The 23,447-nt window shown below is 45.1% G+C and carries 14 protein-coding genes; all 14 read right to left on the reverse strand.

Annotated elements, in window-relative coordinates; translation table 11 throughout:
• Nucleotides 1–194 precede the first annotated feature (194 nt).
• Nucleotides 195–1,157, reverse strand: a complete 963-nt coding sequence (locus tag BC643_RS16925; RefSeq protein ID WP_120274453.1) for a FecR family protein — start codon at nucleotides 1,155–1,157, stop codon at nucleotides 195–197.
• Nucleotides 1,158–1,253: 96 nt separating this feature from the next.
• Nucleotides 1,254–1,832 carry an RNA polymerase sigma-70 factor gene (locus BC643_RS16930; protein ID WP_120274454.1) on the reverse strand — a complete coding sequence of 193 codons (579 nt, stop codon included), beginning with the start codon at nucleotides 1,830–1,832 and terminating at the stop codon, nucleotides 1,254–1,256.
• A gap of 347 nt (nucleotides 1,833–2,179) precedes the next feature.
• A complete protein-coding gene (locus BC643_RS16935) occupies nucleotides 2,180–3,361 on the reverse strand; it encodes a DUF4861 family protein (RefSeq protein ID WP_120274455.1) in 1,182 nt (393 codons plus the stop codon).
• Nucleotides 3,362–3,404: 43 nt separating this feature from the next.
• Nucleotides 3,405–4,205, reverse strand: a complete 801-nt coding sequence (locus BC643_RS16940) for a gluconate 5-dehydrogenase (RefSeq protein WP_120274699.1) — start codon at nucleotides 4,203–4,205, stop codon at nucleotides 3,405–3,407.
• Nucleotides 4,206–4,552: 347 nt separating this feature from the next.
• Nucleotides 4,553–5,227 carry a GDSL-type esterase/lipase family protein gene (locus tag BC643_RS16945; protein WP_120274456.1) on the reverse strand — a complete coding sequence of 225 codons (675 nt, stop codon included), beginning with the start codon at nucleotides 5,225–5,227 and terminating at the stop codon, nucleotides 4,553–4,555.
• A gap of 40 nt (nucleotides 5,228–5,267) precedes the next feature.
• Entirely contained in the window at nucleotides 5,268–7,916 is a 2,649-nt protein-coding gene (locus tag BC643_RS16950; protein WP_120274457.1) for a glycoside hydrolase family 31 protein, read from the reverse strand.
• Between the two features lie 39 nt (nucleotides 7,917–7,955).
• A complete protein-coding gene (locus BC643_RS16955; RefSeq protein WP_120274458.1) occupies nucleotides 7,956–8,597 on the reverse strand; it encodes a GDSL-type esterase/lipase family protein in 642 nt (213 codons plus the stop codon).
• Nucleotides 8,598–8,619: 22 nt separating this feature from the next.
• Nucleotides 8,620–11,181, reverse strand: coding sequence for a beta-glucosidase (locus BC643_RS16960; RefSeq protein WP_120274459.1), 2,562 nt, complete (start codon nucleotides 11,179–11,181; stop codon nucleotides 8,620–8,622).
• 20 nt (nucleotides 11,182–11,201) lie between these two features.
• A complete protein-coding gene (locus BC643_RS16965; RefSeq protein WP_120274460.1) occupies nucleotides 11,202–13,292 on the reverse strand; it encodes a polysaccharide lyase 8 family protein in 2,091 nt (696 codons plus the stop codon).
• Between the two features lie 28 nt (nucleotides 13,293–13,320).
• Nucleotides 13,321–14,520, reverse strand: a complete 1,200-nt coding sequence (locus BC643_RS16970) for a glycoside hydrolase family 88 protein (RefSeq protein WP_120274461.1) — start codon at nucleotides 14,518–14,520, stop codon at nucleotides 13,321–13,323.
• A gap of 115 nt (nucleotides 14,521–14,635) precedes the next feature.
• Nucleotides 14,636–16,096, reverse strand: coding sequence for a RagB/SusD family nutrient uptake outer membrane protein (locus BC643_RS16975; protein WP_120274462.1), 1,461 nt, complete (start codon nucleotides 16,094–16,096; stop codon nucleotides 14,636–14,638).
• An 18-nt stretch (nucleotides 16,097–16,114) separates the two neighbouring features.
• Nucleotides 16,115–19,414 carry a TonB-dependent receptor gene (locus BC643_RS16980; RefSeq protein WP_120274463.1) on the reverse strand — a complete coding sequence of 1,100 codons (3,300 nt, stop codon included), beginning with the start codon at nucleotides 19,412–19,414 and terminating at the stop codon, nucleotides 16,115–16,117.
• A gap of 91 nt (nucleotides 19,415–19,505) precedes the next feature.
• The gene (locus tag BC643_RS16985; RefSeq protein ID WP_120274464.1) at nucleotides 19,506–20,501 is read right to left on the reverse strand and encodes a FecR family protein; all 996 of its coding nucleotides are present in this window, start codon (nucleotides 20,499–20,501) and stop codon (nucleotides 19,506–19,508) included.
• Nucleotides 20,502–20,605: 104 nt separating this feature from the next.
• Nucleotides 20,606–23,257 (reverse strand): beta-mannosidase, encoded by a 2,652-nt coding sequence (locus tag BC643_RS16990; protein WP_120274465.1) that lies wholly within the window; start codon nucleotides 23,255–23,257, stop codon nucleotides 20,606–20,608.
• Between the last annotated feature and the right edge of the window lie 190 nt (nucleotides 23,258–23,447).

Consider the following 23,447-nt stretch of genomic DNA (forward strand, 5'->3'; position numbering starts at 1 on the left):
CTGAGGAACAGACCTTCCCCAATTGTTCTTTTTTTTTCATAACTTCGCATTGTTGTTTTAAACACTTTAATTTCTAATACATCGGAGATTAAAGATCGCCGTTGAGTGTTCCCAGCACTCAACGGTTATTTACTTCCGAAAAAGCTTTTTCACCATAGGCATTTTGTATTTTTTGATTATTTGGATTTGTGGATCTATTTGTAAATGAGATAGCCGTCTTTCTCCTGTTTCACTGATACGCCGCTGGCCAAAGTCACTGCATCCAGAATTTCTTCCAAACTGTTATTATCAAAGCTCCCTGAAATATGAACCTCTTCGCCAAGCGATTCCGGCTTGATTGTGAAGTGGTAGCCGTATTGGCGCTCCAGCCAGTTTGCAATGTTGCGCAGCGACTCGTCGTGGAGATAGAGCTTGTTACTCTTCCAGGCTGAATACTCTTCAACCTCGACCTCCTTAATTTCCATCCGATTATCCTTATACTCAAGCATCTGCCCAACATTCAGGAAGTATTCCGTTGGATCCCCTTTCTTTTGGACACTGATTTTCCCGGATTCCAGGCTGGCACGGATCACGTCGTCATCGGCATAAGCTGACACATTGAACTCCGTTCCGTGAACTTTAATTTCCAAATCTTTGGCCTCGACAATAAATGGCACTTTGCTTTTCGTAACCTCGAAGTAGGCTTCGCCATTCAATACAACCCGACGTTGTTTGTCATTGAAATGATCGTCGTAGCTAATAGTAGAACTTGAATTCAGACACACTTCGCTTCCGTCAGGAAGTGTCATCGTGGTCCGGTTTCCGGTATCAGTTTTAACAACTACAGGAGCAGATTCGTGACCGAAGATCATTTGTGTTACGGCCAAAAGGCCCAACACAATCAAAACCCCGGCGGCCAAACCGGTGCTAGCCGCAAACAGGTATTTGCGGCGCTGTGTTTTCCGAAATTCAACCTGCTTGTCAACCCGGGCAAAAGCCAGCACATCGTTGAATGATTTCTTGCGAGGTACTCTGACAGCATTTTTCCAGATAGCTTCATATTCCCCGAACTCCTTCTGAAGTTCTGGTTGATTCATCAACTGATCAAAGGATTCTTGTTCCTCGGGAGTAGCTTCACCGGTTAAAACCTGCCGATATAGATCGATACGATTTGTCATAGAATAAACCTGTTTTATCTAATGACAATCTAAAATCAATTTGGTACTATCCCATTTTGATATTTTTTGAGAAATTTTTCGATCAAAATATCATATTCAGACACGGATGTCCGGAAAAAATTCACTAACACAGTCTCGCAAAAGCTGTAAGGCCTTATTAATTTGAACTTTAACCGTTCGGATTGAAATATCCATCTCTTCTGCAATTTCTTTTTGTTTTAATTGCTCGAAGCGACTTTTTTGAAAAATTTCCTGGCAACGGGGAGGCAGTTTCTCAATACAGTTTTCGATTTGCAGGCGCAATTCAAAATATTCGTATTCTATTTGGTCAATTTCCGGTGATGTCCTCTCCTCTATTGCTGCGGAATAGCCGTCTTTAATTTTACTGTGCTTAATAATATTGAGACATTTGTTCCGAATGGAACGCGAGAGATAAAATTTGACAGAATCTGTGATTTGGATTGATTTGCGCTTCTCCCAGAGCCCCAGGAAAGTATCCTGAACAATGTCTTCTGCCGCCACTTCATCGTCCAAAAAATAACAGGCATAGCGACAAAACGGGCTATAGTAGCGCTGAAATAATAGTTTAAAGGCAGCATAACTACCTCCCCTAATTTCAGTCAACAGCTCGAAGTCCGAATCCTCAATACTATTTTGGGTTGAATTGTCTGTCATGATTGGCGCACACAAGCATCGTAATTTTTGTTGAAATTAAAAAAACGCGAGAAAATCAACCTTAAATTCGGATGTTTTTACCGGCAGTAATAAATAAATAATATTGGGGTCTGAATGTCTGCATCTAAAACAGTAATACTCTGTCAATAAACCAACTCCACATTTATTGTTCATCGAACATAAGTGTTACCCAGATCAGAAAATGCCAATAATATCTGCTCGATTGATCTCGTCCGCTTGCTCTCCTTTGATATTCAAACGAGTCCATTTTGAATTTTGAAAAAGACAAGAAAACAAAAGAGCAGCTCTTACGAACTGCTCTTTTGTACCAGTATTCAATTTATAGATTAATGAACCTGAACCACCAATGGATTGGCAATGATCTTCGCTTGACGCTGCAACAACTCAGCCCAATCTGCTTCATCTTCAACTTGCCCGCTCTTAGTCCAGGCAAAGCCGGCATAATAAGTCAATTTGCTTCGTGCATGCGTCGTCACCAATAACTGCTTTTGATCCGGCACATTCGAATTTGTCGTAAAACCATCGGCCACCATCGCCGGATCTATGACAATCCCTTCGCCGATCGGAACACCATCAATTAGTTCCCAATGGGAAAAAGCCCCGTTATCTTTGTCAATATCTGCGGATCCCTCTCCCTCATGAAGGGTGATCCCAACGGTATAACTATCATTCGGGATATCTCCGGAAATGGAGATATCAAATTTTGAAAAGTTCGATCCCAAGTCCAATGAAATTTGCTTCGTTTCTTTTACTTCATACTGACTCCACGGTGCATAATCTAACTCAAAAGTTGTTCGCAGAGGTCCAGTGCAAATAGTCCGGTAGGCCGTGAAATTATCTGATATGTACAACGAATCATTTTCCCAAATCCCGGTTCCTCCGGTTCCCCTGCTACTCCCAACATGATACGGATCGTAGCCCTCACCATGATCTTTGTGATAATAACCCGGTTGTTGCAAATTCCCGGAATACCATTTATCGATGATTGAGTAGTCGACGCGCTTTAACCACAAGTCAATTCCACTGGAAAGTGTACCACCGGGCTCGCCATCTTTAACCAAACGTTCCGCCTCAGGTCCATAAGTACGAAAAGCAACTTTGTCATTTTCCCAAGCGTAATCACCAATGCGTTCGGGCACAAAACGAGAAAAGGTTTTTACTGCAGGAACTTGTTTTAAATCAGAAGCATTTTCCTTCGATTCCAAACGATAAGTGGAGCTGGAATGCGCTTTCACCCGGGCCTGAAACAGAAACTCATCAGGCTCTCCGTCCTGATCATCATCCACAAGTTGGGAAACCAAATACTGGGACGTTTGCGGGTCGAAAACCAACACATTCTCCAAATCATTTCCTCCGAACATGGATTGCAAGTCGGCGCATTTAACCGACACAACTTCTATCCGGTCGAAATCCAAATTGTTGTCGACAACCACTTCATGCTTGTCAGTGACTCCACAGCCCGTAAAAACCAATGCTGCCAGAACACTAACTACTATTTGCTTTTTCATTGAATTAAAATCTTTTGATTGCGTTATGCTTATTTGTAAAAATCTATTCCAACTCATTCTCGCCGGCCACATAGCCAAAATTGGCCGTAATACCACCATCGACAAACAACAGGTGGCCATTGACAAAATCACTGGCTTTCGACGACAGGAAAAGTGCAGCATAGCCGATATCCTCCGGCAAGCCCCAGCGCCCTGCGGGCGTTCGTGCCATCACCAAGTCGTTGAATGGATGCGAACCTTCGCGAATTGGAGCCGTTTGCGCTGTTTCAATATAACCGGGACCGATTCCATTCACCTGAACATTGTATTTCGCCCATTCGCAAGCCATATTCGCTGTCAAAAGCTTTAACCCGCCTTTGGCCGACGCGTAAGCCGAAACAGATGTACGGCCGTAAATACTCATCAAAGAGCAAATATTGATAATCTTTCCGGCACGCTTTTGAATCATCCCGGGAGCCACTCGCTTCGATACAACCAGCGGTCCAACCAGGTCAATATCGATCACCTGTTTAAAATCATCAACCGGCATTTCCAAAATCGGAACGCGCTTAATGATCCCCGCATTGTTTACCAAAATATCGACAGAACCGACTTCCTTTTCGATTTGTGCTATCCCGGCATCAACACTTTCCTCACTTGACACATCAAAGGCATATGTGAAAACCTCAATACCATCTTCAGCAAATTCTGCTTTCGATTTCTTCAATTTCTCTTCTGAAGTTCCATTAACACAAACCTTGGCCCCAGCTTTCGCCAACACCTTTGCGATGGCCATACCAATGCCGTGCCCTCCTCCGGTAATCAAAGCAACTTTGCCCGAAAGATCAAATAAGCTGTCTATCATGTTTTGAATTTTAACGAATGCGCTGAAGTTAGTCTTTTTTTGGAAGTTTATTTGCTCCAAAAGTATCAACAGAATCCCAGATCGGTCGTTTTTGCGACTATCTTTTCTTTCACCAGGCACGCTCGTTTTCCAATTCTACCAAATGCTTCATCAAATGCCAAAACATCGAGGACTTTTCTGAAAAACATGTACCCGGAACGCAAAATGATACGCCTTCACTCAGGTTCCATCAAAAGTCCATTTCGACTCTCGATCAATCAAAAATTATGAAGGACACTACTACGTCAAAAGAATTGAGCATATAACGTTTGATATTAACCTCCAATATCCATCGATAAAATCAAAATCTATTTTAAATACGGCAACAAGGCCTCTTTCCAAATAGCATAACCTTGCGCATTCATGTGCAGCATATCACTGATATACAATTCTTCATTTGGTTCTCCATCGGCATTTAGCATTGCATCCCAAATATCAACAAAAGTGACTGCTTCTGTTTTGCGGGCATAACGTTTCAGCTTTTTGTTGTAGCTCAGCAATTGCTTTTTCAATGCCCATCTTTTGGGCGTCGGTTTCATTGAAATGAATAGAATATCGATGTCCAGATATTGCTCTTTCAACCAATTCACCAGTTGCTGGGCTTCAGCAAAAACCTGCTTTGGCTGTTCACCGGCAGCCATATCATTACCACCCACAAACACCCAAACCTGGCTCGGCTCGTATGGCAACACCAGTCGCTCTTTAAAATAAAGAATGTCACTCATCTGGGAACCGCCAAACCCGCGATTGGTAATATTTTTATCCGGGAAATAATCCTGCACGTCCCGCCATTTCGTGAACGACGAGCTGCCCAGCATCAAGATGCCATTCGTGTCCGGAGGACATGCCAAATCATCCTTTTCAAATTGGTCGATTGCCTTGCCATACTTGACTTGTGGATCGTATTGCGCATGAACCGTTGCTACGATAAAAAACAGTGAAATACTGAGAAGGATCTGATTTATTCGTCTTGATTTTTTCATTTTCGATTTAAAATTAGGGCGATAAAAGAGTCGCCATGACTCATTGATTGTCTTTTTGAAGGATCTTGAAATAATCGACTAAAGGAGCAAGTGCTTCTTTGGTTTCCGAGGCACTTGTTAACGCTTTCATGAATTTCTCTTTACCTTCGTTAAACTGAGCTAATTCTTCCTCAATCGTGGCCATATTCGGATTCAGTGTCATGCGATAACCAGTCATGGCCAGTCTTCCTAGCTCTGAGTCCATGAAGCGTGTATCTCCAAACTTGAATCCTCCTGCCTTTTTCACTTGTTTGAAAGCCAACTCGGCCCGTTTAAATTCACCCGGAAAACCGCTTAGTTTCTCAGCATTCTCTTTGGGCCATTCAATTTCAACTTTCAGCGAGTCAGTCACCGGCAAGCGTTCCGTTTGTATGATAGTCGCTAATTGCTGCCCGTCGTAGGTCCAGGTTGACGTTTCACTTTTTGCAGCATACGCAATTTCTTTCCCGTTTATTCGCACAGAAACCGGCGGATAGGTGAACTGAAATTCCAAGCGCCATTTCCGCTCGCTTGCCATTCCTTCATAGTTTCCTCCTACAGGTGCAACAACGACGGTTTGCTGCGTTTTACTTCTGTTGGACTGAATTTCCGTTCTGGCCAATTTTCCGATTCTGTAATCTTCATTGCTGCTATCGTCATCGAACAAGTGCAGTCGGCCTGATTCGCCGGGAAAAATTTTCAGTGAAATATCCTCAATCGGACCGTTGATTGCCTGGGAATCGCCGATCATCGGAATTAGGGCACCTTCCCGAACAAAGAGCGGGATTTCCGATAAAAGGTAAGGCCGTTCCACAACTTTTCCTCCATCCAAAATTGTTCCGGAGTACCACTCTACCCACTTTCCCTCGGGTAGCCAAACGCTCTTATCGACATACATTTTACCTTCCGGAATGGAATCGGTGATTGGAGCCACCAACAGATCTTCGCCAAATAGATACTGGCCATTGAATTCATAAGCATTGTGCTGATCAGGATATTCGTAGTACATGGGGCGCATCAGGGAAACGCCACTTTCGTACGCTTCAAAGGACTGGGAATAGAGATATGGGAATAGCTGGTGGCGCAATTTTACCGCCTCACGCATCACCTCAAAATATTCGGAATCGTAGGCCCACATCCGCCGTTCGATCAGGGGATCTTTGGTGGCGTGCGTCCTGAAAATCGGGCTAAAAACGCCCCACTGAATCCACCTTGTGAACAATTCCGGATCAAGTTTATCCCCCTGCATATGTCCACCAATATCATGGCTCCAGTAGCCAAAACAAACATTGGACGCCGTAGCGGTAAATTCAGGCTGATAGGCCAGCGATTTCCAGGAAATAAACGTGTCGCCCGAAAACCCGATTTGATACCGGTGATTTCCCAATCCACCATAGCGATGAAAAATAATTGGGCGTTTGCCCTGCCGTTGCATGTCGCTGTAATGAAGATAGTTTAAATAAAAGGTTGGATTCACGCCAGTCAGTTTAGTCGTTCCCCATTGCTGCCAATCGAGCCACCAAAAATCAACCCCCTCCTTCTCCAGCGGATGCATGATCAGATCAAAGTAATTTTGCGCATAGGTTTTGTCGACAATATCAAAAGGCACATAGTTTTTGCTTGCAGGATCAACTCCCATCGCTTCCGCAAATACCGGATAAACATCTTCGTGTGGCTGAACGCCAGAGGCCGGATGCACATTCAGACAGGTTTTTATTCCTTTTTCTTCCAGCCAGTCCAGAAATACCCAGGGCTGCGGGAAATAGGTCTTTTCCCAGGTGTAGCCGGTCCAGCCGTGCTTTTGGTTCGCCTGATCACGCACTTTCACCCCGTTTTCCCACCAATCTTCCTGATCGGTAATATGCCAATCCATATCCATTACAAGAACATCCAAAGGCAAATCATGCATTTCGTATTCCCGGACCAACTCCCGGTATTCCAGATCGGTGTATGCCCAGTAGCGAGACCACCAAATTCCAAACGCGTATTTGGGAGGAACCGGAATCTTGCCGGCCACGGTCGTAAAATCTTTCAGTGCTGCTTTGTAATCCCGGCCATACGCAAAGAAATACCAGTCGCAGTAGCTGTCAGTAGAATCGCGCGAAACACCCCAGGCCCAATCCGAATCGTCAAACAGAGGCTTGTCTGAATCGTCAATCAATGTCCACCCCGCTGTGGATAGTAAGCCATCATCAAGTTTTACCGGAATCGTATCTCCCCAAACAATTTTCAGATCGCCATCACAGGCGTCCAGTGTTCGGGTGGTTCCCTGCAAATTGCCCTTATTCCCGAGGCCGGGATACCATTCTCCTTCCGTTTTCTTATTCCGAAACTTAATACTCAGGTTTTCCCGCGAGAAAATTCCCTTGCCCTTCTCAAAGGTCAAATCCAATAATGACGTTTTTATTCGAAGTACATCACCGCGCTCGTCCGATTCAAAGGGAGGAACTTCCGTTTTCCGATTGATAAAAACCAGGGAGGGCCGGTCTTCGAATTGCTTCGCTTCAGACCATTCCATTCGGATTAATCCCGGCGTGAGAACCGTAAAACGAGCATTACCAAAACTTACTATTGCTCCGGGTTCAGCTTCACCCTGCATCGGTTGACCCGATGTAAATTGAATACTGAATAGCCCGAACAACAGTAAAGTGAAGAGTTTCAATTGATTCATAGGTTGCGATTTACGGTTCTACATTCCACCACGGGTGGACTACTGTACCTGGAGACCTTCCGCGATAACTTCAGCTAATTTTTTCGCTCCGGCTTCATCCGGATGAATACCATCCGGGAAATGCCCCGCCTGCCCTTGCAAACCGGTGTAGACATCAATGACCGGCAGACTGTTCACAGACGCCAATCGCTCAATAATTGGAATCACCTGCTCGCGAATGGTGGTATCATTGATATTCCATCTTTTTTCGAAGGCAGGAGCCGGTAAACACATGTAAATTTTCGGATGGGTCGGAATCGATTGAAAAGTGTCGATGAGCGCCTGGTAGTCCTGCTCATAGGCTGCAGCATTCCAATTATGATCTTTGGAGTCGTTGGTTCCCAGCTTAATCACAATCACATCGGGTTGGTAAATGAACACATCATCCAACTCGTTGCACTTCCAATAGGGCATATCACTGTTTTTGAGCATTGTTGCCGCGCTTCGGCCGCAATTCATCACCACGTAATCAGGCCCCATCAGGCTGTCCAAAATCACCGGGTAAGACGATTTATTCCACACTTGTGTCCCAACTCCTTCGGTGATGCTATCGCCTACACAAGCGATTTTTACCGGTTTTTGACACGCACTTAAAATGACTGCTCCCAATAGCAGCAAGCCCCATACTTTTAACTTATTCATTTTTATTAATTATTTCGTTTGACTATTTTTTGATTTTTCCCTGTAAACGAATATCGGCTGACGAACTTCCCACTAACAAGTCGAATTCTCCGGGCTCTACCATCCATCGAATCTCTTTTGCGGAGAAGAAAGCAAAGGCATCATCTCCCAGGGTCATCGAAACCCTTCGTTTTTCACCCGGCTCCAGGTATACTTTCTCAAAGGCTTTCAGTTCCTTCGCCGGTCTGGATTCTGACGCTTCCACGTCGTGCACATAAAGCTGTGGTACTTCCGCGCCAGCTACCTGCCCGGTGTTTTCGATATCGAATGCCACGTTAATGCTATCTGACAGTTCTGTAATTTCAAGATTTTCGTACGCAAACTGCGTGTAGGAAAGGCCATAACCAAATGGGAATAGAACCGGAATATCCTTGTTCTCATAGTATCGATAGCCCACCCAAATTCCTTCGGCATAATTTACGGTTAGGTTAGTTCCGGGATAGTTCCCGAATGACGGATTGTCTTCCACTTTAAACGGAAAGCTTTGTGCCAATTTACCCGAAGGATTTACTTTTCCGAACAGCACATTGGCAATGGCATTACCCCCTTCCTGTCCGGGATAAAAGGCTTCCACAATTGCATGAACGTCATTCATCCAGGGCATAGCAACGGCAGCCCCGTTTTGAAGGACAACAACGGTATTAGGATTTACCTTCGCAACTTCCCGAATCAGTCGATTTTGTTCTCCCGGCAAACGAAGATCGCTCCGGTCGTTACCACCGCCCTCAAAAAAATTCGACAGACCCGCAAAAATTACAGCTGCATCGCACTCTTTGGCTGCTTTTACAGCCAGCGCTACAGGGTCCACTCCCGGAACCTCCCATTCCAGGCGTATAAAATTGCGATTCCGCTTTTTGGTAAACTCGAGCCGGACATCCAGCATTTCACCTTCCTCCAAATGCACAGGCAACTGCTTACTTTTTGCAGCAAACATTTCTTCGAAAGTATCGTTGGCACCCTGATTCCAATTATCAAATTTCAGTTCGCCGTTCAAATACAGACGAAAACCACACTCCGCAGCTGACACTCCAATCTTGTAATCTCCGCTAACCGGCGCTTTTATTTGTCCGGTCCAGCGGGCCGAATATTGAATATGACTAACGCCGGGGTGAGGACTTGCCCATCCCCAGGAAAAATCAATTCGAGCTTCCATGTCCACCGCATCGGGTGTGCCTCCTAACGAATCATTTGAAAAATACTCGGCTTTCAATCCCGGCTGCAACGCATCGTCTTTGGAGTGAAATAAATTCCCCTCGCCTATTACTTCCAGGTTCCCACTCAATCCACAACCTTCTTCGTAGTGAATCTCAACCGTATCACCACAATAGTTTTTTATTCCCTGCAATGGGCTCACCGAATAGAATGGTGTTACCGAAGCACTTCCGCCGCCACCGAGTCGGGCCTGAGCCGCATTGGGGCCCAACACAGCCAGTTTTTTCACATCAGACTTAAACGGAAGGACCTGTTCGTTTTTCAATAAAACGATGCCGTCCTCTGCAACTTTTCGAGCTAATTCCTGATGTCCTGGAGAATTGAATTCATAGTCAAATTCAACTTTAGGTAGATCAACAACTTTGGTTTTGATGATCCCTCGCAGGATGCGCTTTACTTTGTCGTTCAGCTCCGCCTCGCTTAGCAAACCATCCTCAATGGCTTTTAATACATTGGCCTTTGTCAAGAACTTACCTGGCCCGGGCATCTCTATATCCAGCTTGGTCGTTATCGATTCTGCTGTTTTAATATCATTCCAGTCAGATACCACAAATCCCGGATAAGCCCACTCGCCTTTCAAAATGTCTTCCAGAATATGTTTGTTCGCTGATGTTTGCTCACCATTCAAATCATTGTAGGCAGTCATCAGCCCCCACGGATCTGACTTTTCCAGGGCAATTTTGAAGTTCGGTAAATAGATCTCCCGCAACGTGCGCTCATCCACCAACACATTCAGGTTGTTTTGATAGGCCTGCTGGTTATTCGCTGTAAAGTGCTTGATTACACACCCCACATCTTCAGACTGTACCCCATTGATGAAAGCCGCCCCTAGCTCGCCCGACAAAACCGGGTCTTCTGAAAAGGTTTCGAAATTTCTGCCATTCAAAGGAGTGCGGATAATATTCACCATTGGAGCCAGCAAGATGGATGAACCGGTACTTCTGGCTTCACGTCCCATGGCGGCTCCCAGTTCCCTGATAAGCGCTTTATTCCAGGTAGCCGCCTGCGCCGAGGCCGTCGGAAAACAGGTGGCGTTGGGCTTCATCTGGCCGTTTTCATCCAGAATAATGGTGATTCCATGCCCACAATCGGAAACTTGAATTGCTGGTACATTCAGGCGTTCAATTCCTTTGAAATGCCACATATCTTTTCCTGCAATAAAGTCGGCTTTCTCTTCCAGCGTCATTCGCCCCAACAGGTCTTCTACGCGTTGATCAACCGGCAGTGCAGGATTCTGGTAGTCGGCAACAGGCACATCCTTTTTGCCGCTACAAGCTGCCATGAGCAAGGCCAAACAGCAGACCGATAGCCGCTGTAAATATTTCTTTTTCATAAGTTGTTTTCTTTTTCTGATTAGTTTTTGTGCAAGGTGAATGTTCGGGTATCCCCCAGCCGGTCGTTTTGAGGAAAGTCCAGGTAAAATCCCCCGGGAGAAATTTGACGGACAAATTCGTTCTCTTCACAGGTATAAGACCGGCCACAACTGATTGTAATTCCTTTTAGCTTCTGCGTAGGATCGGCCAGAGACAGTTCGAGTTGTTTACCATTGGAGTTTGCCATGATCAAACAAGCTTGATCGACATGCAAGCCAAAGGGTAATTTCAGGTTCTCCGATGAATAAACAGCCGCTCCAAACCAGGAGTCGTCAGCTGCTTGCACCACCTGCGCATCAGCTGTATTTTGCAGAATTCTGAAAGAAGGTGCAGTTTCCATTTGCGTCAGCTTTTGCACGTCGGCTCCCGGCACCAATGCATAGGCGTAGCTCGCCTGTTCGGGTTTTACGCCATGCTCGAAGTACATGCAGAGCAGGCTTGTATCCATAACCGACGAGGGATATTGCCAGGCAACCTTATGCCAGTTTCCATGCACCTCTCCAGCTTTCAGCACAATTGAACCGCCTTGGGGGAAAAAGTAACCGGCGCCCTTGTGTAATACCCAAACCGGGTTTTCAAGATGAACGGAATCCTTGACGGTCATATTTGCGTTTTGGTTTTTCACCACGACTTCCCCACTTAAATAGGTCTGCTCAATTCCGGTTGTCATTTCAAACTCACGATCCGACTGAATTCCGGCGCCCAGACAAACCATCTGATCTTCGAGTACGAACCAGGATTTTTTAGCAAACACCTGGTCCCGTTTGTAATCCATAGCCGCTACGGCTCTTTTTCCGTTGCTAACGCCTCCCACAAAATCGCTCTCAAGAAAGTATCCCTGGTAAGTCAGGATTGGTAATGATGCCGTATCCTGAACCGCCGTTACTCCGGGAATTTTTTGCCAATCCCAAAAAGGAAAAATATTGAGGTATTCATCTGGTGACTGGCTCAAAAAAGTCGCACCGTCGCCCATGTAGTAACCGCTGATGTTTTCAGAGTTGCAGGATTCGGCTCCGGCTACCCGATCCGAACACATCTTCAGGGAAAAGAAATAATCTTCCTCTCGCTTTAGCAGGTAATCCGAATTCCGGAAGTAGCGAATACCCATCGGAATTTCCTCATCAGACCAGGCCTTACCGGTGATCTTAGCGAATTTTTCCAGACACCCCATAATCTCATTCGCACGCTTTTTCTGATAATCCACAAAAAACTGGCGCCCCAATGCACTAACGTCGATCTGTCCTTTCCAAATAACCCATTGGATTCCTTCCAGCAGGTAATTTCGCAAGATGGCTACTTTATCCTCGGTAAAATGGAAAGGTGTGCCATCCAAAATTCCCATCCAGTAGACCATGCCAACCGCATAGGCCGAGCCGTAATTTCCAAATTGTTGCTGTGGCCCATGCTGATGAAATGACCAATCCGGCTGTATACCTTCACCGTCGCCCACTTTTAGTTCTTCCTGAATTGCCCGGGCAGCTTTGGCAACCGTTTCGGCATCGCGTTGTAAAAGAGCCCTCAAAAGCACATTACCGGACAACCAAACTTTGTTTTGCCCGGTTAGTTTGATTTCGGCACGACTCAGAATTTCAATCGCTTTATCCAATTGGGCCGCTGTCAATTCTTTTTCCATCAATAACACAGTGGGGCCCAACAGTTGGGGCACGCCAATTTGCGGATACCACCAGTTGGGGCAGATAAAATCGTGCTCCAACCAATAATCCAGCGCAAGCAAAATATTGCTTCGAACCTCATCCTCCTGATAAAATTTCGAAGCCGGTTGTTGCCAGGCAATCGCCAGCGCCTGTAGTCTTCTCAAATGATCAGCCACCGGCCATTCGCCGCGTTGTAAACTTGAATAGTCTATATCGCTCCAGGTTCCTGATTCGTCCATTTCATCCAGCCATGCGGAAAGCGTGTTTGCTGAGATTTCCTGAACAAGTAGCTCATTCCAAATATTTTGGTGCAGTTTGTACAAATGATCGGGATACTCTGCTGTACTTTGTGCACAGCTAAGCAAGCTTGTGATGGAAATCGAAGCACAAAGGAAGAAACGAATCAATTTAATCATGGGTGTAGCTGGACTTTAGTATGATGAATTACTTCAATTTCTGGTTGTAGCGATTTAAGGCTTCCAGGAAATAATAATCGGCATAAGTAAGTGGCACATCAACTTCCGAATCTTGAGGTTTTGAGCCTACATTGTGTTTCAAAAGGAAGTTACCATTGGTTCCCGGTTCCGCCAAATACTCAGGCGATGCCAACACCCGAAGCTGTTTTTCGGCTACGTCCATATATTCCTGCGCTAAAAGTTCATCGTGCACATAGTCGCTCAGCTCAATTAAGCCCGAAGCCATGATGGCCGCAGTTGAAGCATCGCGTTCTTCGTTCGGAATGTTCGGAGCTAAATAATCCCAATACGGAATCATATCGTCAGGCATATTCGGATGATGGATCATCAGCTTTGCGATGTGCTGCGCTTGTTCCAGGTATTCCTTTTTACCTGTTTCTCGGTACATCATGGTGAAACCGTACAATCCCCAGGCTTGTCCTCTTGCCCAAATCGATTCGTCGGAAGCCCCTTGTTGGGTCTGTTTCTTTTCTGGAGCACCCGTAATGGTGTCGTATGAAACCACGTGGTAGCAGCTATAATCGGAACGGTAGTGATTTTTCAGTGTTTTATCGGTGTGAGAAACGGCAATCTTATAAAAGGTTGAATCGCCCGAATATTTAAAGGCCCACATCAGCATTTCCAGGTTCATCATATTATCAATGATCACCGGATACTGCCAAACGTCCTTCTTAAAATCCCAGGAACGAATCAGGCCGATGGTTGGGTTGTAGCGGGTAATTAACGATTTACTTCCGGTTAGAAGCACGTCATTACAAGCGGTGTCTCCGGTTAAGCGAAGCTCGTTTCCAAAGCTGCAGTACAGCATAAAACCAACATCGTGGTTCGAAGTGGTGTATTTTTCCTGCTCCACCCGATCGGTAAACTCTTCGGCAAGAGCTTTTATTTTTTCACTTTTATCGTACTCGTACAAATACCACAAAGTGCCTGGAAAAAATCCGCTGCACCACCACCGGGAATCCGAAGTCAGTAGTTTACCTGTTTTCGGGTCTAGCGTTCTCGGAAGCCTTCCCTCCTGCGGTAGCAGGCTGTCGGCCATTGCCACGGTTTGCTGCTCGGCCACTTTCATTACCCGATCGATGACATCTTTCATCGGCTCTTCTGGTTTTGTTGACGCACAAGCACAGAAAAACAAGGCAGCAAATAAGCTTAAAAGTATTGTTCTCATAGATTTATTTTTTTGGAAATAGAAAATAAAACCCCGATGAAGAAACTCCACCGGGGTACAAGTCTCAGCATGTATATCAAACGTAATGATTACAAATTGCTTCGTATTTTATCGATTAATAACCAGGATTCTGTGTGAGATTATCATTTTGGTTCAACTCGCTCTGCGGAAGCGGTAACAAATAGTGTTTCGATGGATCAAAATCATGTTGTTCCAGGGCATCATCTCCACTGTAAACTTCAGATCCTAACTGACGGCGAACAATGTCGAACCATCTTTTTCCTTCACATGGAAATTCCAGCATTCGCTCATTCAACACTGCATCAATGAAATCATCTTTGCTTAATCCAGCTTCCAAATCCGCAATTTGAGCTCGACTCCGAACGGCATTCAGATATGCGTAAGCCTCAGTTGTTGGACCTCCATTTACCTCAGCCAATGCCTCTGCGGCAATCAGATAAACTTCAGAAAAGCGGAACAAAGGATAATTGTATCCACTGTTTGAACCATCGGAACCTGCACCTACCGCAGGATGGCTAAATTTCGCGTAGTGGCGACGAGGAATTCTCCACGAAGTGTAAGGGGTCATTTCGCCTCCAACTTCAATTTCTGAAAGGAAAGTTTCTGCTTTACGGATATCCGCATCATCGTACAAATCGTACAGACCGTCAGCAGGCACCATCACACTCCAGCCCGCAGCGTCGGTATTCATCGGCATTACAATTGTGCTGATATAATCCCAGCTGGTTCCGGCCAGAAAATCTACGGTCCAAATATGTTCTTTTGTATCCCCATTATCAGCGTACCACAATTGGGAATAGTCTGTCAAGAGCTCATAGTCGTAGTCCGCTTTTTCACTGATCACTTCTTTGGCATATTTTGCAGCATTGGTGTAATCCCCCATCGTCAAGTACATGGATGCCAACAATGTTTTTGCAGCTCCTTTGGTGGGGCGGCAACGAATGGCACCAGAAGAGTACATATCCGGAAGGTGCTCGATTCCAAACTCACAATCTTCGATTAGCTGCGCGTAAATTTCGTCAACAGAAGTGCGACTAACAGAAGCCACACTCTCCGGATCGGTCACAAAACTGTCGATAAATGGCACATCGCCAAATAAACGCACCAGGTTAAAATACAGCATAGCCCGGGTTACTTTTGCTTCTGCAAGTAGCTGATCAGCAAAGTCCTGATCGGTGATTTCAATTTTATCGTAACCACTTATGGCACTGTTGGCTGCACTGATACATTTGTAGGTATAAAGCCAGTCGTAAGCCACCAGCGTGTTGTTGGCATCCACATTAAAGGTGTTCATCACCACGCGGTATGATTTTGTACCGGTGTTACCGATATCGGAAACATCATCCAGCAAGTTAATGGTCAGATATAGTTTTCGTCCGTACATACCTTCGTAGGCCATGTAGTAATAGATTCCCAACACAGCTTCTTCGAGCTGCTGTTCCGTCTGGAAATAAGATTCAGGAGACAATGCGCCTATTGGATTTTCTTCCAGATCGGTACAAGCCACGGTCGAGAACAAAATAGCCAAGAAATAGATCAATATATTATTTTTCATATCCTACTTATTTTCAAATTAAAAATTCAGATTAAATCCAAGTGTTACTGATTTTGCATTTGGATAACTACCGTAGTCCAATCCTAATTTTGTATTGGAATTGTTATAACTCACATCTGGATTATATCCGGAATAGTCTGTTATTGTAAATAAGTTTTGAGCACTTACATAGAATCTAAATTTGTCGACACCATACTTGCTAATCCAGCGCTTTGGCAGGGAATAGCCCAGCGAGATAGTTTTCAGTCTCACGTAAGTTCCATCTTCAACCCAGCGCGATGACATGGTATAGTTGTTTGAGCCGGACACTTTTGGAATATCAGTGTCGGTATTGGATGAAGTCCAGGCATTTTTAATCGTAGTAAGCTGGTTGTTTCGTCCCGAACCGGTCTCCAGCTCCATGCGTGTAAAGTTGATGATGTCGTTTCCAAACACTCCCTGGATGAAGATATTCAGGTCGAAGTTTCCGTAAGACAAGGTGTTATTCAAACCGCAAATAAAATCGGGATGCGGATTACCAATAATTTTTCTGTCGGTGCTGTTTACCGTTCCGTCCGGCTCCATCACCACATTTCCATCCTCGTCAACACCGGCAATGTCTTTGTATTGAACGGCTCCTTCGGAATCCAGTCCGTCGAACACATAACCGTAAAATGAACCAACGGGCGCACCTTCCTGCAAAATAGCAGTTTCATCTCCAACCAGGTGAGTTGGGCGCGCTGCATATTTCACTTCGCCACCGTATAATTCCTCAATTTCTGTTTTGTTTGATGATATATTAAAGTCGGTTGACCAAAACAGTTTCCGATCCACATTAATCGTACTTAACGAAGCTTCGAACCCCTTATTCATGTTACTTCCAATGTTAGATATCGCGGAGCTGTAACCTGAATAATATGGTAGGGGAAGGTTATACAGAAGATCAGAGGTTTTCATGTAGTAATAGTCGAGGGTCAGGTTAACCTTGCTTTCAAATAAGCCTACATCAATACCGATGTCTGTCTGTCTCGTGCTCTCCCATCCCAATTCAGCATTTTCAACGCTACTCGGAATAACCGCATTTACGGTTTCATCACCAACGATTGAATTGACAGAACTGAACAAAGCAAGCGTTTTATAAACGCCGATATCTGTGTTACCGGTTACCCCCACACTTGCTCTGAATTTCAAATTGCTAAGCGCCTCCGCACCTTCAAGAAATGGTTCTTGTTTCACATTCCAGGCAAAAGCTCCCGATGGAAAGAAACCCCATTTGTTGTTGGCTCCCAATCGTGATGAACCGTCGTAACGTCCGGTGAAAGTCAGCAGGTATTTATTTTTGTAGTTGTAGTTTACGCGTCCGTAGTAGGATAACATTTCCCACTCGGTCAATGCGGAATAAGCAGGACGGTACTCTGATCCCGTGCTTAAGTTCCAGTACAAATAGGTATCGGTATTGAAGCCCCTGCTATTAGCCTGCATGTATTCGGAGCGGTATTTCTGATAAGAATAACCACCCAACACGCTGAACTTGTGGTCATCAATTTCTTTTTGGTAATTGATGTAATTTTCGCTGATGATATTGGTTTGCTTGTAGCTTGAAATGCTTGCCACACCATCGTAAGCACTACCGGCAACCAAGGTGCTTGGCGAGTAGGTTCCTTCGCGTTTATTATTTATTTCAACACCAATAGTGGTTTTAAAGGTCAGCCCTTTCAGAATTTCCCAATCGATGTAGCCATTTCCCTGAAAGCGGTCATAGACTTTCTCATCGGTATATTCAGTTGCAATCGCGTAGGGGTTATCGTTTGGATCACCAATGTTGGAAATCGTGTAACTTCCGTCTTCATTGTAAATACCTACGGTCGGTTCCATAATCAAGGCCGCAGAAATAACACCGGTATTCGATGCACCTCCGGATCCCTCCTGCGTTTTTACACCGTCCTGAATGCTTCTTTTATAAGTTATACTGGTCCCCGCTTTTAGCTTATCGTTAATGGTGTAATCAATATTTGACAAACCGCTGTATTGCTTAAATTTCGAATTGATAACAACACCATTCTGGTCGAAATAATTGATCGAGTTATAAAAACGAATACCTTTTGTTCCACCGGAAACAGAAACCTGGTGTTTTTGAATCGATCCGTCTCTGAAGATAACATCTTGCCAATTCGTTCCTTCACCGTATTCTGAAGGATCGTACATAGGAGTTGTTCCATCGTTTGCGGCAACCTGGTTCATATATTCAGCAAACTCTTTTGCATTCAAAACATCCAGAGTATTACCAACTTTATCAAAACTGTATGAACTATTTACCTCAACGCTAATATCACCAACATTCCCTTTTTTGGTGGTAATCAATATAACGCCGTTAGCACCTCGCGACCCGTAAATCGCAGTTGCCGAAGCATCTTTTAATATTTCTATTGATTGAATATCCTCTGCAAATGGCATACTCGCCCCGGGAAAACCATCGACAACAATCAACGGGTCGCTCCCTGCATTGATAGACGTTCCACCGCGGACACGAATCCGACTTTCGGTTCCCGGTTCTCCATTAATGCTGGTCACCTGAACCCCCGACGCACGGCCCTGTATCGCCTGAACGGCGTCAGCTACCGGGAAAGCAGCCAATTCGTCTGAAGATACAGAAGTAACAGAACCCGTTAAGTCGCTCTTTTTCATGGTTCCATAACCAATCGCAACAACTTCTTCCAGGCCAATTGACTCTTCCTCTAACACCACATTTAATTCTGACCTTCCTTCGATTGATAAAGCCACTGTTTTAAACCCAACAAAGGAGAATTTTAGAACTGCATTAGCCGGTAAATCGTGTAGTTGATAATTACCATCATAATCTGAAATTGTTCCCGTTGTCGTGCCTTCTATCATGATTGATACACCAGGGATCGGGTCTCCGGCCACACCGGTCACCTTTCCCCTAACGTCGGTTGGTTGATCCTGAACCTTGGGAGTTGAAGTAATAACAACATTTTTGCCCACAAACTCATAGTTGTATCCGTTGGGTAGCAATACCCGATCCAGTATACTTTCAACTGAAGCATCCTGAACAGAGAAATTAAACACCCGTTGGTCCCGGGTTAACTCTGAAGGCACCAAAAATCCTACATTGGACTGACTTTCAATTTTCTCAAGGATATCAGTCAATGTTTCATTTTCGATTTTAATTGACAATCTTGTCGATTGTGAGTGTCCGGTAGTCGCATTTGCCAGAAATGTAGAAACCAGAACAAGAAAAACAATCATTCGCATCATAAGACACAGTTTCTTCAAGTAAGAACGAGCCAGCAGCCCGCTGTTTACAGATTTTTTTTTCATAAATTTGTCTTGATTAGATATTATAAATCTTAGGGATTGGTAGTCCCTTATTAAGACGGGGAATATTGGTAGTATAACCCGTCTTTTTTTTTCATTCCAGGTATATGATATCAGGCTCCGGGAATTGTTCGACCCGGGTAGCTTTCATTGGAATCGATTTTTTCAGCATGGTTATCACTTCAGCCACTGAAGTCTCACGGTTAAAGGTTCCTGAGAAACGATACTTTTCAGCCAGATCCTTGTTGTTAATCACAAATTTCACGTGGTAAATGCGCTCCAACTTGCTGGTGATCTCGGCCAGCGTCTCATCCCGAAACATGATTTTTCCATCTTTCCAACTTGTGTACAGTTGCGTATTCACCCGAACAATGTTTACGGAATCAGAATTCACCTTGTACTCCAGCATTTGGTCCGGGTGCAGAATGTATCGCTTGCCACTGGATGCCCGGAACATCACCTTTCCTTCAACCAAGGTGCTTTGGTAAGTGGAAGCGCCTTTCTCGGCAAACACGTTAAACTTGGTTCCCAGCACGGTGACCTCCGCTTTTTCGGTTTTAACCACAAATGGCTTGGCGGCATTCTTCGTAACCTCAAAAAAGGCTTCTCCTTCCAAACTAACAATTCGTTGCCTGCTATTGAATTCGCTGTCGTATTTCAGTTCAGATCCGGGACGCAGATAGACAAGGGTGCTATCCGGCAAATGCAGCACAGTGTTGTTATTTGTATTGGAATTGACAACATACTCGAAGGATTGATCCTGGGCGCCATTTCCGTTGAAGTAAAAGGAAGTCCACCATCCGATGTTTAAAAGGATCAGGACTGAAGCGGCGATGCCTGCAATGCGCAATACTCTCATGCGACCAAGGCCTGAATTCGTTTGTCGGCCTTCAATCTTTTTCCAGGTTTCATCGAAATCAACCTCCGGCTTTCTCCAATTCAGCTGTCCTGACCAAATCCAAAGTTTCTGATAGGCCAATAATTCTTTCCTATCTTCTTTGTTTTTGACTAACGCACTAACTTTTTCGAGCTCATCTTTCGAGCTTTCATGCGTTAGAAACTTTAGTACTAATTTGTCAATCCATTCCATACACTGTGTGTTATACGCTAAAAACAATATTCACTCCACCAACCCTATATCGAATTCCGACTTTTTTCGAAAAAAATGAGCTTCGTTGACAATCGGGACAGCTTTTATTCCCAATCTCCCATCCAACTCCCGACAGCCAGATCTTTTAAGCGATTTTTTTTATCCGACTGAATGACTACCTCCCGGGTTTCACCAGCGGGTAAATCGAAATAATTATCCATAAACCAGCTTGCGGGTAATGGCATTCCTGCTTTCAATTCAAGCTTGTCTTTTTCGAACAGGTATACCAAGCGGGCAAAAGTATCGGCCGAAACCTGAACAACTGTCTCCCATTGGCCATCTACTTCCTGCTGACTAAGCATTTCAAGCTTCAACTTCGGCTGTTCCCAGGGAATGTCTTTCCAGCCATCGGCAAAATAGCTGACCGTATTCAAAGCCTTGCCGTCACAATTGGCGCGAACAAATAAAAAGCTGTTTTTGTCGCCACTCAAATCACTATGATTCATTCTGAAATATTCTGAAGTCGAATTACGGGGCACATCCACGGTTTGCGATTCCTCCCAAACAATCTCACCTGCCAACGTTTCCAGCCCATAAGTTAACTCAAACTTGTGATCTTCCAGGGTTTCATTGGCCACAGCAAAACGAATAATGCTATCGCGCTCGAAAATGATGGGTAAAACCGGTTCGCAGGCGCGCTTTGCCGCATAATAGGCCGGCTTGGGCTGACAATAGTAATCAATGATTGACCAGTTCGCCGTAGGCCAGCAATCGTTGTACATCCAGCTCATGGTTCCCCCATTGTTGGGCCGGTCGTAGCGGGCACTTTCGTATTCGCTACGGGTCATCTCCAGATGCGTTGCCTGCCCGTGTTTCACGTATTCTTCCAACGAATGAATTTCGCCCATGATATCGCCGGCAATAAACAGGGTCTGCTGGTAATGCGGCCGGTTACCATGTCCGCGCTGAATGTGGTAAATCCAGGCTTCATTGGGTGGCCAGTAATTTTCTTCACTCAGGAAAGATTGCATGGTATTTAATTTGGCTGGCCCTTGCACACAAAATTCTGAGTCGAACGAGCAAACCCGCTCGAAATGTTTACGCCATTGCGATGGATGGCCATCACACCAGAATAAGGCCGTTTTCCAGGAGCTGATGTGCGAGTTCCCAGAGTTGGGACGGTTGCCGGAATCCTCGCGCGACATGGGACTGGACTCGACATAAGGGACGCTCTGCCCAAACCGATCGACCACTCCCCGAAGCAGCATGGTGTACAAAATCGGATCGTCCTCCAAACGGTTTACGTAGAACGGATCACTGTCTGCATCGTCTGCCGCCTTGTAGTCTTTGGCGTGCCGCCACGACTGGTAATCTTCATTTCCGCCACACCAAATAACGATAGACGGATGGTTTCGCAACCGGAACAACTGGTAGTTCGCTTCGGTGATGATTTCATCCATCAAGTGGTGCACCGGATAGCCGGAGCTGGCAAACATGAAATCCTGCCAAACCATCAGCCCCAGTTCATCGCAAATTTCGTAGAAGAGATCTTTTTCGTAAATACCGCCGCCCCAAACACGTATCATATTGAAGTTGGCTTCTTTTGCTTTCTCCAAATAGAAACGATATTTCTCCACCGGAATCGCTCCCGGCCAGATTTCAAGAGGAATCCAATTGGTTCCTTTGCAAAATACCGGTTCATTGTTCACCAAAAGCTCAAAGGCATAGCCACTGCCAGCACTGGGCGTAAAGGGTGTTTCCCGGGTTTCCGTTTCGCGAATCCCGAACTTTCCTTTCTTACTGTCCACGGCCACGCCGTCAACCAGCAACTTGATTTCATAGTCGTACAAATTGGCATCGCCATAGCCATTGGGCCACCACAACTGGGGATCAGTAATGGAAACGCTGGTGTACGATGTGTAGGATTTATTGAGGGTCCGGTCGATGGTGTCATTGAATTGTGTTCCGAAACCTTCCACCTGCAAACTAATTTTGTATCCTACTTCTTTCGCAGGTTTCGACACTTCAAAATTGAAGTCCACCCGGCCGTCGATGAAGGTTTGAATCCCCAACTCATCGAGCACAAACTCATTCCCATTTTCAATGTACACATCGCCTGCCAAGCCAATGCCGGGAACCGGAAGCGTCCAGTCCCAACCGAAATTATATTGCGGCTTTCGCAAAAAGGACCGCCGTTCCTTCCAGCCCAGCAGTTCGTCGGTTCGTGGCCCGCCGAGCAGTTGATCAATCGACAGAAAGCGAATGAACAAGCGGTTATCTTTTTTCTTCAGGAGCTGCTCCACCGAAAACCGATGGGGGTAAAACGAGTTTTCCATCGCCCCGAGTTTCTGTCCGTTCAACCAAATTTCAGAGCTTCCATCCACAAAGTCCAACACCAGTTTTGTCGCTCTTCCGTCGACAAAATCGGCATCAAACGCAACTGTATACCACCATTCTTTGGAGCTGATCCAATACGCTTCCCGGGCCAGGGTATCGAAATGCATATCCGGAATAACCTCTTGCTTCATCAACTCCACATTGACATCACCCGGTACTGTTATGTTTCGCCATCCATCGGCATCCAAATCGGGGATTTTCACATTTTCAGTTTGCGGGTCTAGTCCGATAAATTTCCATTCGGCCAGGCCACTCCCGGTTTGCAAGGATATTTTCTTTTTTTTCCAACTGGATTGTGACCAGCCATTCAACGAAACCAGCATAAACAAACTGATCACCACTAAAATTCTATTTCTCATGTTTAAGCAATTAATTTAGAATGCGTTTTAAAGGGAAAATGCACTTAAACACGGATCGACTGAGTCCAAAGATTTGCCCGAAAGCTTGTCGGAAACCATTCAACTTTGACGCAGGATACTTCCAAAAGACCGCAAATTTTCGGGTAGCGATTTCAATGACGCGATAAGTGCATTCGTAAAAAAAACACGG

The organism is Mangrovibacterium diazotrophicum, from assembly GCF_003610535.1.
Taxonomy (GTDB): domain Bacteria; phylum Bacteroidota; class Bacteroidia; order Bacteroidales; family Prolixibacteraceae; genus Mangrovibacterium; species Mangrovibacterium diazotrophicum.